8 protein-coding genes are annotated in these 10,818 nt (G+C 43.0%); 3 read left to right on the top strand and 5 right to left on the bottom strand.

The window, feature by feature from the left end; genetic code table 11:
• Positions 1 to 91: 91 nt before the first annotated feature.
• From H5181_RS17660 to mrcB, 3 genes are all read left to right on the top strand, one after another.
• Complete coding sequence (locus tag H5181_RS17660) at positions 92 to 2,353, top strand: bifunctional diguanylate cyclase/phosphodiesterase (protein WP_182751645.1); 2,262 nt, start codon at positions 92 to 94, stop codon at positions 2,351 to 2,353.
• A 189-nt stretch (positions 2,354 to 2,542) separates the two neighbouring features.
• A complete protein-coding gene (hrpB, locus tag H5181_RS17655) occupies positions 2,543 to 5,089 on the top strand; it encodes an ATP-dependent helicase HrpB (protein ID WP_182751646.1) in 2,547 nt (848 codons plus the stop codon).
• A gap of 68 nt (positions 5,090 to 5,157) precedes the next feature.
• Complete coding sequence (mrcB, locus tag H5181_RS17650; RefSeq protein ID WP_123883384.1) at positions 5,158 to 7,458, top strand: penicillin-binding protein 1B; 2,301 nt, start codon at positions 5,158 to 5,160, stop codon at positions 7,456 to 7,458.
• 221 nt (positions 7,459 to 7,679) lie between these two features.
• Here the strand turns inward: mrcB and H5181_RS17645 are convergent, their stop codons facing one another.
• From H5181_RS17645 to H5181_RS17625, 5 genes are all read right to left on the bottom strand, one after another.
• Positions 7,680 to 8,489 (bottom strand): ion transporter, encoded by an 810-nt coding sequence (locus H5181_RS17645; protein ID WP_182751644.1) that lies wholly within the window; start codon positions 8,487 to 8,489, stop codon positions 7,680 to 7,682.
• A gap of 129 nt (positions 8,490 to 8,618) precedes the next feature.
• Positions 8,619 to 8,954, bottom strand: coding sequence for a hypothetical protein (locus H5181_RS17640; RefSeq protein ID WP_011638707.1), 336 nt, complete (start codon positions 8,952 to 8,954; stop codon positions 8,619 to 8,621).
• A gap of 23 nt (positions 8,955 to 8,977) precedes the next feature.
• Positions 8,978 to 9,631 carry a hypothetical protein gene (locus tag H5181_RS17635; protein WP_182751643.1) on the bottom strand — a complete coding sequence of 218 codons (654 nt, stop codon included), beginning with the start codon at positions 9,629 to 9,631 and terminating at the stop codon, positions 8,978 to 8,980.
• Positions 9,632 to 9,637: 6 nt separating this feature from the next.
• Positions 9,638 to 10,327, bottom strand: a complete 690-nt coding sequence (locus H5181_RS17630) for a PspA/IM30 family protein (protein ID WP_011638705.1) — start codon at positions 10,325 to 10,327, stop codon at positions 9,638 to 9,640.
• Between the two features lie 10 nt (positions 10,328 to 10,337).
• Complete coding sequence (locus H5181_RS17625; protein ID WP_011638704.1) at positions 10,338 to 10,751, bottom strand: YjfI family protein; 414 nt, start codon at positions 10,749 to 10,751, stop codon at positions 10,338 to 10,340.
• Positions 10,752 to 10,818 lie beyond the last annotated feature (67 nt).

The raw sequence follows: 10,818 nt of genomic DNA, 5'->3' as shown, positions 1-10,818 counted from the left end.
GTTAGTGCTTATAGTTAGCGATATGGCATCCACAAGATAACTGATTTTATTCCCAAGCAAATTGAATTGCTAACCTTGAATGAGTTGATGAATGGCCGATAGCACCCAGCAACTATTGAAAAGTGTTTTTACAAATGGACCTATTGAGGGTAATGATACTTCGGTGTTATCACTGCTTAATCAAGCATTAGAATTAGTCTGTCAAAGGCTAGAATGCAGCGCTGCATTTGTGTTGACTAGTCAATATGATAAATTATTTGCCGTTGATACTGATATTATCGACACTTCAGAGCAACAATGTGTCAGTCATTTTGGTGCTTCACCTGCATCAGAAGCGCTGTTTAACCAGCATTTACAAGATAATTTGTCACTGTGCGAATCATTATTTAACAGCCATCAATCAATCATTTATCCCCATTCCCCAGAGCAATCATTTACCGCTGATGAAAATCGACTCCTTACACCGCTTTTAGACATCTTTAATCAACTCGATATTGATTGTAAGCATCTTGCTCTGAGTCCTGTTTTGCACGTTGGTAATGTCAAAGTTGTTTTAGGCACTATGTGTGCATCCGATGCTAATCCCGTTGTGAGTCAGCAAGACGATCCTTGTGCGTTTGTGCAAAAGTTACTCGATGACACCGCATACCAATTAGCCTCTTCACTTGAACTTCGTCGTTTATCCGTGCTTTTAGACAGTAAAGATAAACAGTATCAAGAGCTTTTTCAGTTACTGCCGATGCCATGTGCGCTGATTGATTTACACAATAATGTTGTATTGCAAAATGATGCGAGTAAACAAAATTTGCCCATTACAGTCGGGCAGAGTTTATTTTCGTTGTTACGAGAAGAAGATCATCCCTTGTTACTCGATACCTTACATATCGTTCGAGAAGGTATTTTACGCCAAGCCTGGTGTGAAGTACCGTTACGAAATGGGGTTCAAATTTACTGGTATAAATTCAGCTTTTGTCATGCGCTTAATAAGCAGCAACAGTTATTGTTAATGATTGAAGATGTCACCGAGCGTTATCGACTTGCCGATGAGTTATCGTTTCATTCAAATTATGATGTGCTAACCGGATTACCAAATCGATTGCAGTTCGAAAACATGCTTGAAGAGTTATTAAAAGATGAAGAGCATATACCTGCTTGTATTGCCTTTCTCGATCTCGATCAATTTCAAGTGGTAAATGATCTTAGCGGCCATCAAGCGGGTGATGTGTTGCTGCAACAAGTGGCTGTGCGATTAAAACAATTATTACGAAAAGACGATGTGGTTGCGCGTTTAGGCGGCGATGAGTTTGGCCTATTGATGCACTATTCAGATACCGCATCGGCGCAACAAGTGGCAAAAAGAATTTGCCAACAGTTGTTTGATCATGAATTTACTTGGAAAGGTATCAAGCACAATATTAGTGCCAGTATTGGTATTGCCAAAGTCGATTATGTTGACTCAGATATTTACGGCGTGATGAGTAAAGCTGATGCCGCTTGCCGCCTAGCCAAAGAAGAAGGCCGTAACCGTTGGCATTTTTATAATCCTGACGATCCACAAATGCACATGATGTATAACCAAATGTTGGCATCTGTGGATATTACAGGCGCACTGGCGTTAAATCAGTTTGAGTTATTTTATCAATTAATCGAGCCGCTCGATAAACCCGACACTGGTATCCACATGGAAATTCTACTTCGCATGGTACAAAGCGATGGCCAGTATGTATCGCCAGGGGTGTTTTTACCTGCTGCTGAGCGTTACAACTTAGCGCCTCGAGTAGACCGTTGGGTTATCGATAATTTATTGAAGTGGGGTGGTAATAATTTAGCCATATGGGAACAACTTTCAATGGTGTCGGTGAATTTGTCTGCGATGTCACTTGCCGACAATAAGTTCATGACTTGGCTCGAAATGCGCTTAATGGTTGAACCTGAACTGGTGAGTAAATTATGTTTTGAAATTACCGAAACCGCAGCGGTAAGCCAATTAGACCAAGCTACTGGGTTAATTGAGTTGTTACGGCCATTTGGTTGTAAGATTGCATTAGATGATTTTGGTTCTGGCTTTTCCAGCTTTGCTTATTTAAAGTGTCTTGATGTTGATTACGTTAAAATTGACGGCCAATTTGTGGTGAACTTATGCGAAAACCGCAGTGATAAAGCTATTGTTTCGGCGATATGTCAGCTCGGTAAAGACATGGGTTTTGAAGTTATCGCAGAGTTTGTTGAAAACACCGACATTGGTGTATATCTGAAAAATATTGGTGTCGATTATGCGCAAGGCTATGCCATTAATAAACCGACACGATTAGCTGAATTACAACACGGTTTACGGACTCCTTGGTTAACATAAGTTGAGTGAGTAAAGTAACTCAATAACTGAGAGCGGTTAATTGCTTTGTTAAAAAGGTAGTGAAATAGACAGTGAAATAGGCAATTAATGACACCTTGATACAATGTGGGTAAAATGAGCCGCAGAAAATAGCCGTAAAAGTTAATCGCGTTGACCTCAAAACAAGTTTTGCAGCAGCACCCATCATTGATGACCACGACATTGCCGATTCACGCGGTACTCGACTCGTTGCGTGTGCAGTTTTCGGCCCATTCACACATCATTATCGAAGCGCCAACCGGTGCAGGTAAATCCACTGCATTACCATTAGCGATGTTAGCCTGGCCCGAAATTCGTGGCAAAATTCTGATGTTAGAACCCCGTCGAGTCGCCGCCCGCAATGTCGCCAAGTTTATTGCCCAACAATTGGGCCAAAATGTTGGCCAGCAAGTGGGTTATCGTGTTCGCGGTGAGTCAAAAGTCAGTGCAGATACTCGATTAGAAATTGTCACCGAAGGTATTCTGACCCGCATGATCCAACAAGACCCTGAGCTTAGTGGGATTGATGTGATTATTTTTGATGAAATACATGAACGTCATCTTACGACTGATTTAGGCTTGGCTTTAGCATTGGAAGTGCAGCAATCATTACGTGACGATTTACACATTATTGCTATGTCTGCCACCTTGTCTGGCTTACCGCTAGACACGTTAATGCCCGATGCTGCGCAAATACACAGTGATGGCCGCAGTTTTGAGGTTGAGATTGCTTATCAGCCTTGCCCTGGACAACAGTTGTGGCTAACACACATGTCCCGCGTGATTATCGATACCATTTCAGATCCCAATCTAGCGCAATATCAACAAGGCAGCGTTTTGGCGTTTTTACCCGGTAAAGGTGAGATCCGTAAATTAGCTGGATTATTGCGTGAGCGTTTAGATGCATCATGGCTTATTTGTCCTATGTATGGCGACTTGTCGTCAGCGGAGCAAGATCAAGCCATTCGTGCAGCAGAACCGGGTAAACGTAAAATAGTTCTCGCGACTAATGTGGCAGAATCGAGTTTAACGATTGAAGGCATCACCCTTGTTATAGACAGCGGTTATCGACGTGAAGCGAGTTTTAACCCTAAAACCGGCGTGACACGCTTAGGGCTTAAGCGCATTAGCCAGGCATCGGCTATTCAGCGTAGTGGCCGAGCTGGGCGCTTAGCAGCGGGTTATTGTGTGCGTTTGTGGAGCCAAGAAGAACAAGGGCGAATGCGTAAAGTCGATGAGCCTGAAATTACGCAAGCAGAACTGACTTCGATGGCGCTTGATTGTGCTAATTGGGGTGCTAAATCATTTGCTGAATTATCACTGCTCACACCACCACCGCAGATCCATGAACAAGTCGCTTGGCGATTACTTATTCAACTGGAATTAATTGACCAGCAACATAAGTTAACGCCACTTGGCCGAGAGGCTTATGCATTAGGTTGCCATCCACGCTTAGCGCATATGCTGCTTAAAGCTAAGCAACTTGCCTTGCACGACAATCAGCCGCAACTTTGCCTACTGGCTTGCGTATTAGCAGGCATTATTGAAGCCCGTGGATTACCGAAAAAAGGCGCTGATATTCATCATTATTTGACCGAGGCTTTGCAGGGGCAGATTAAACAGCAAGTAAGGCAATGGCAACAATCTTTGGCGATATCGGGACAGGTCAATGAAGCAATACGGAATGCTTCTACTCGTGATATTAGTTATTTGTTAGCACTTGCTTACCCTGATCGTATTGCCAAAGCTCGTGGTCATGAAGGCTTTTTGTTAAGTAATGGTACGGGTGTGGTGATCAATGCCGAAGACAGTTTGGCTCATGAACCTTGGTTAGTGGTTGCTGACTTTCAAGAGACTCAAGGTCGTAATGCTGGGCAAATTTACCTTGCGGCAAGGTTAGATGAACGCTTGTTTACTGCAGAACTTGCCTCGTTAGTGACCACTCATATTCACGGTGGTTGGGATGAAGCAAAAGGGCGTTTCTTTGCTGAAAAACACACCAAAATCGGTGAGGTTATCATTAAAGTCGACACCGGTATTACACCTGAACGAGCACACATTACCGCCGCATTATTAGCGCAAATCCGTATAAAAGGGTTAACAATCCTTAATCGTGATGATCTATTAATCCAGTTACAATATCGGGTTGAATTAGCTCGATACTTTGCGCCAGAGCATGATTGGCCTTGTTTAAGCGATGAGTACTTGCTGGCTACATTAGAAGATTGGCTTGGGCCGCATTTAGACAACATTCGTTCATTGGCCGCATTGGCTAAAGTAGGCGCTTATGGATTGGTGAAAAATTTACTCAATTGGCAACAGCAGCAGCTATTAGATCAATTAGTGCCAACACATTGGCCGATGGCTACAGGCACTCGTGCCCCCATCCGTTACCAGATGCCACTTGATACAGACGGACATTTTTATCATAACAACGAACAGCAAGGCCGTGCGTTGCTTAGTGTACGATTACAAGAAGCATTAGGAATGGCGCAAAGCCCGACAATATTACACGGCAAAATGACGGTTACTATGGAGTTGTTGTCGCCAGCACAACGACCATTAGCCGCCACTGCAGATTTAGCCAGCTTTTGGCAAGGGCCATATATTGATGTAAAAAAAGAAATGCGCGGTCGTTATCCTAGGCATTTATGGCCTGATGATCCAGTGAATACAGTGGCAACAAAATTTACTAAAAAGAAAACTCCAGGCGTGTAAATAAGCCATCTAGCTTATTAATAACATGTAATTATTTCAGTGTTATATGGAAAACGAAACCATTATTTATGAGTAAAAAAACCAAAAAGTCTTCAGCCAGCACAAAAAAAAATGGCTCATCTTGGTGGCAAAAGCTGTGGTCGCTCACATGGAAATTATCAATCGTTGGTATCGCTGTTGTGAGCTTTTATGCCATTTATTTAGACCAAATTATTGCGCAGAAATTTGAAGGCCAAAAGTGGCATTTACCTGCCCAGGTGTTTAGTCGTTCTATGGCATTATACCCAGGGGCTGCGGTAAACCATCCGCAGTTAATGGCTGAGCTTAAGTTACTCGGTTATCGTAAAGTGTCTAATCCACGACAAGTTGGCGAATTTTCTGCTTCAAGTACTCGTATCGAATTATGGCGTCGACCATTTTTGCATCCCGAAGGCAATCAAGCCGAGCAACGAGTGATGATTAGTTTTGACTCTGAAGGCGTTAGCTCAGTTAAGCGGATGTCAGATAAACGGGAATTAGCGGTATTTCATTTAGAACCGGTATTACTTGACCGTATTATTGCCGGCGATGGCGAAGACCGTTTATTTGTGCGAACGCCAGAGATGCCTTCGATGATCATCGACGCACTTATTTTGGTTGAAGACCGCAGCTTTTATGATCACTTTGGGGTTAACCCATTGGCGATTGCACGCGCTGCCGTAGTCAACATTACTGCCGGTCGGACGGTACAAGGTGGTTCAACCTTAACCCAGCAGTTAGCCAAAAACTTCTTTTTAAGCAGTGAACGTTCAATTGTGCGTAAAGTGCGTGAAGCGATAATGGCATTGATTATCGATTTTCGTTATAGCAAAGATGAAATTCTAGAAGCTTATCTCAATGAAGTTTACATGGGCCAAGACAAGGCGCGTGGTGTACATGGTATGGGGTTAGCGTCACAATTCTATTTTGGTCGCCCCATTGGTGAGTTGACCGTGTCGCAACAAGCTTTTTTAGTTGCGGTCATTAAAGGACCTTCTTATTACAACCCGTGGCGTTATCCGGAACGAGCCCAAGAACGCCGTGATTTAGTGTTACGTTTGCTTATGGAAAACGATAAATTAACCGTTGCCCAATATAAGGCTGCAGCAGAGTCACCTATCGGTTTACGCAGCGCTAAAAAATCGGTACATCAGAAGTTACCAGCGTTTTTTGCTGTGGTAAAACAAGAGTTGCGCGACCGATATGGCGATTCGTTACTGAAGCAGTCGGGCGTAAAAGTGTATACCACACTCGATCCAATGGCCCAAGAAGCCGCAGAAAAAGCCGTGTTGTCTACCATGGCATCACTTGATAAACGGGCTAAAAACGTTCAAGTCGGCATGGTTGTCACCGACAAATATACCGGCGGCATTGCTGCGATGGTGGGTGATAAACAACCGAGTTATGAAGGATTTAACCGTGCCGTTGAAATTAGACGTCCAATTGGGTCGTTAATCAAACCATTCGTGTATGCCAGTGCATTACGCCAAGCAGATAGATTTACTCTAGCCACTCCCGTAGAGGACAAACCGATCACCCTTAAAAATGAGCAAGGGAAAACATGGTCACCTAAAAACGTTGATAAAAAGTTCAGTGGTCAAGTGCCTTTGTTAAACGCATTTAAAGATTCAATGAACGTTCCAACGGTTAACGTTGGTTTGGCTGTCGGCGTTGAAAAGGTTGCTGCCACATTGAAAAAATCGGGTTGGGAGGATGATATATCCCCTTATCCATCGATGTTGTTGGGTGCGGTGAATGGCTCACCATTAATGGTGGCTCAAGTTTATCAAACCATTGCTGATGAAGGACGCTATCGTAAGTTATCATCAATTACCGCGGTATTAGACAGTCAAAACCAAGCGTTGGAGGTGAGCCGGGTGCCATCGTCGATGGCGATCGATCCGGCGACCGATTACTTAGTTCAATATGCAATGAACCAGGTAGTACGTAATGGTACGGCTAAGCGTTTAGGCGCAGCATTTCCTGGGGTTCGTCTAGCGGGTAAAACCGGCACCAGTAATGATAGTCGTGACTCGTGGTTTGCTGGATTTGATGAACGTAACGTAGCGGCTATTTGGGTTGGTCAAGACGATAACAGTAAAACGGGCCTGTATGGCAGCAGCGGCGCAATGGCAGTGTATCAAGCCTTTTTACATCAACGTCCACCGCTCAGTTTACGTATGATGCCGGTTAATGGCGTAATTAATGGCTATTTTGATCGTACAACGGGTGTGGCTAAGAAAGGTAATTGTGACAATATTATCGGTCTACCAGCATTAGACGCAAGCTATCATCCGGTAGCTAATTGTGGTGAGTCATTATCTTGGTGGCAGAAGCTGGTGGGAGAGTAACGCGTTAGCTTAACCATTATGTAGTTGCCAACAATAAGCCCAAAGTAAGTGATTACTTTGGGCTTATTGTTTCATCTCATCGGGATAATAAACGTTTTTAAACAATTCATTGTCCCACAAACTATGCTGCATTAGCTTGCAGTAGGCTGGCCGTTGACGCTTCTAGTGATAAGAAACTATTCCTTGGTCGTCACTAAAATGGCTGTGAGATACTGCAGAGGCTATTTACGCTGATCGAGTTGATTGCGTAAAGTGGCAATTTCTTCGATCATTTGCTGCTGATTTTGTTCCATGCGCTCAAGTGCTTGTTCTAGCTTGGTATTGATTTCCGCTTTATGCGCTGCTTGAGCCTCTTGTGCTTCGTTACGTTCTTGCTCATCTGGTGCGACGAAAACAGATGCCATATAACCAGATATCACCCCGAAAAAGCTGACACCACTAATGATCACTAATCCACCAATGATATGTCCTACAGTACTGACGGGATAGAAGTCACCGTAACCGACGGTTGATATGGTCACTAATGCCCACCAAATGGCTTGCTCTGCTGTTTGGATATTTGCGCTAGGCTCTGTGCTTTCTACCAATAAAATAAGTACAGATGCCGTGGCTAAAATTAATACCATCGCCACCAGTAAACTGGCTAATGTAGATTGTTTTCGCTGACGTAATAACGGGATTAATAATGACCGGCTCATGCGGATTAATCGAATAACCCTTAATATTTGGAATATACGGGCGATACGCAGTGCTTCAATGGCCGGAATGCTGGCAACAAAGTCTATCCAATGGTGCCTAAAGTAAAAGGCTTTATTACGTGCTTTGAATAAACCATGGAAAAACTTGGTCATAAAAATAATGCAGATAGTCGTGTCGATATACAGCAACACTTTGTTGGTTTCAGCATCTAATTTACCAAACGTAATGGTGAGTACAATCACCACGGAGACCAATGATAACACCATCATTGCGAGTTCAAATGGGCTTGGACCATCGACATTTTTGATCGACCAACGTTTAGATTCGAGCATATATTAAGTCCGCTTACATTCGTTCGCCGAGAGGCTTTGGTAAGATATTGAGTTTATCATAACAAAAAACGCACAAGACAAGTGTCTAGTGCGTTGTTTTTAGTTGATGTACTGTGCTGACAAAGGTGTTTATTTTGACGATTTAGTATCTACGAAGTGAACCAAATCATCTAATACGCGCTTTTTGATTTCCAGCTGCGACTCTGATTCTAAGCCGTATTTCTGGGCTAAAATAACATAATCTTCAGCATTTAATGACACAGTTAAACGAGGGCGCTTAGGACGTTTGGATACAGATAGTCCAAGTATGGTCCTGATTTGGTCTGAAGGACTTACGCCTTTGTCTAAGGCTTCTTTTCGGATTGAGTATTGAAACTTCTCATCCAGATCAAAAGCCACTTGGGTTGCTTTTGCTGCTTGTTGGTTTTTAAGCCACTTATCTGGTAACGGTTTGCCTGAACTCATTAGAAAATCGTCTCCTACCTGTATCAGCTTGCTGGCCAGTACTCTCTAATATCGGTCAGTGGGCGATATAAAGTCAACATCACTTCAGTGTCTCCACTTTCGTAAACTTCAACATCAAGTGCGTGAGTATCATCCGAATTGGCTAAACTGTAACCTTCAAAACCTTCACCGCGAGTATCATCGTCGTTTTGAGGCGGCTTTAGATCGCGATAATCTTGACGGTGGAAGTAACCAAAAGCTGCAAATTCAACTTGATGATATTCATCACTGAGCCATTTATCGAACTCAGCCGCTAACTCGGCTGGAAGCGCCTGCAATGTCAGCGTTGCTTTGCCTGGTTCTTCAAATATTTCAGCAAATGCATCAAGATCAAACAATTGTTCAACCACAGCGCGATTGATTTTCATTGAAATACTTAAGTAAGATTCGTCTTCTTGCACGTAGGATAAATAGATTGCGGTGCCGCTATGGCCACGTAATAAGAATTCACAAAGCTGCGAGCGTTGGTATTCATAGGTATGAATAGCTTCAACCTTAAGCTGTTGCCCACGCAATTGCGTAGGCAAAGCAAAACTGTCATCAAAGGTGATCATATCACCCTTGAGCAGTTTATTAGGATGGTCAAGCTGACGCTTCGGGGCTTCTTTTTTGCCGAATAGGCCGCTAAGAAATCCCATAATAGCTTAACCTTTACGTGCTTTAATGCGATCTAGCACAGCATTAGCATTCGATTTTTGCTCGCCAATACCTGCTTCAGCTAACTTGGCATGTAATGACTTATCGCTATTCTCTTCTGCTAATGTTTCTGACGCTTTTAGGCGGTCATCAAACTGCTGTTGACGTGCTTTAATGCGCTCTAGTGAATCTTTAGCGTTAAGCAGTTTTGAATTGCTTGATGCAAATGAGTCTGTGATAGTCGCAGTGGCTTTTTGCACGCTTTCAGTGGTTTTAACCATAGTAAGTTGACGTTGATAATCATTTAATTGACGCTCAGTCTTCTTCACTAAATCTTTTAAACGCACTGCATGTGAGCTAAAGCTGTCATTGGCAGTTTGTTGTTCAGCTAATTCTTCGTCTAGCTGAGCAATCTTTTCAGCAATTTCAATCGCTAAAGCTTCATTACCTTTATCTAACGCTTGGGTTACATAACCTTCGTGCTCAACAACGCTACGCTTTAGGCGATCAATTTCGCGGCTTGCCTGCATTTCTTTGGCCATCACGTCAGTTAATTCACGTTTAGCGCGGGTTAAATGTTTTTCTGCATCACGAATTTCTTGTTCAAAAATTCGGGTTGAGTTTGCGTCAACGATATTTTGGCCAACTTCAGTTGCACCACCACGAAACGCTGTAAGAATCTTGTTTAGAATGCCCATAATTGGCTCCTTAAATTAAAAATTCGACGAGTTCGTCGATGACTTCCAGACAGTTGTCTGACAGTACTGCTAATTCTTGTTCAATTTCTTCCATGCTTGATTGCACAGACAATGCACCGTAAACCACATATTTATCATCGATTTTGGCAAACGATGATAATGGCATTGGAATGTTGAGCTCTAACATGGTCTCAAACATTTCAGCGCGGCGAGCCTGGTTTACTTCGTTTTCGCCCCACAAATAACTGATACACAATATTTGGTTGTCAGTTACTGATACAAACACCGGAATTTCTTCTCGGCCGACAATATTGACTTGTAACACTTCAACATCACCGTCAATTGGATAACAATCAAACTGAAAACCGGTTTTGCTTTGATCGCACAGTCCGTTTAGGTGACCTGCAATAGTATGGATGTTCATATTCGTCCTTAATTGACATATTATGTCTGTGAGTAAAGATAGCATCTAGACATAATATGTCAAGCGC

This window comes from Shewanella sp. SG44-2 (assembly GCF_014164215.1).
GTDB classification, from domain to species: Bacteria; Pseudomonadota; Gammaproteobacteria; order Enterobacterales; family Shewanellaceae; genus Shewanella; species Shewanella frigidimarina.
This window is presented reverse-complemented; position numbering and strand designations above follow the sequence as displayed.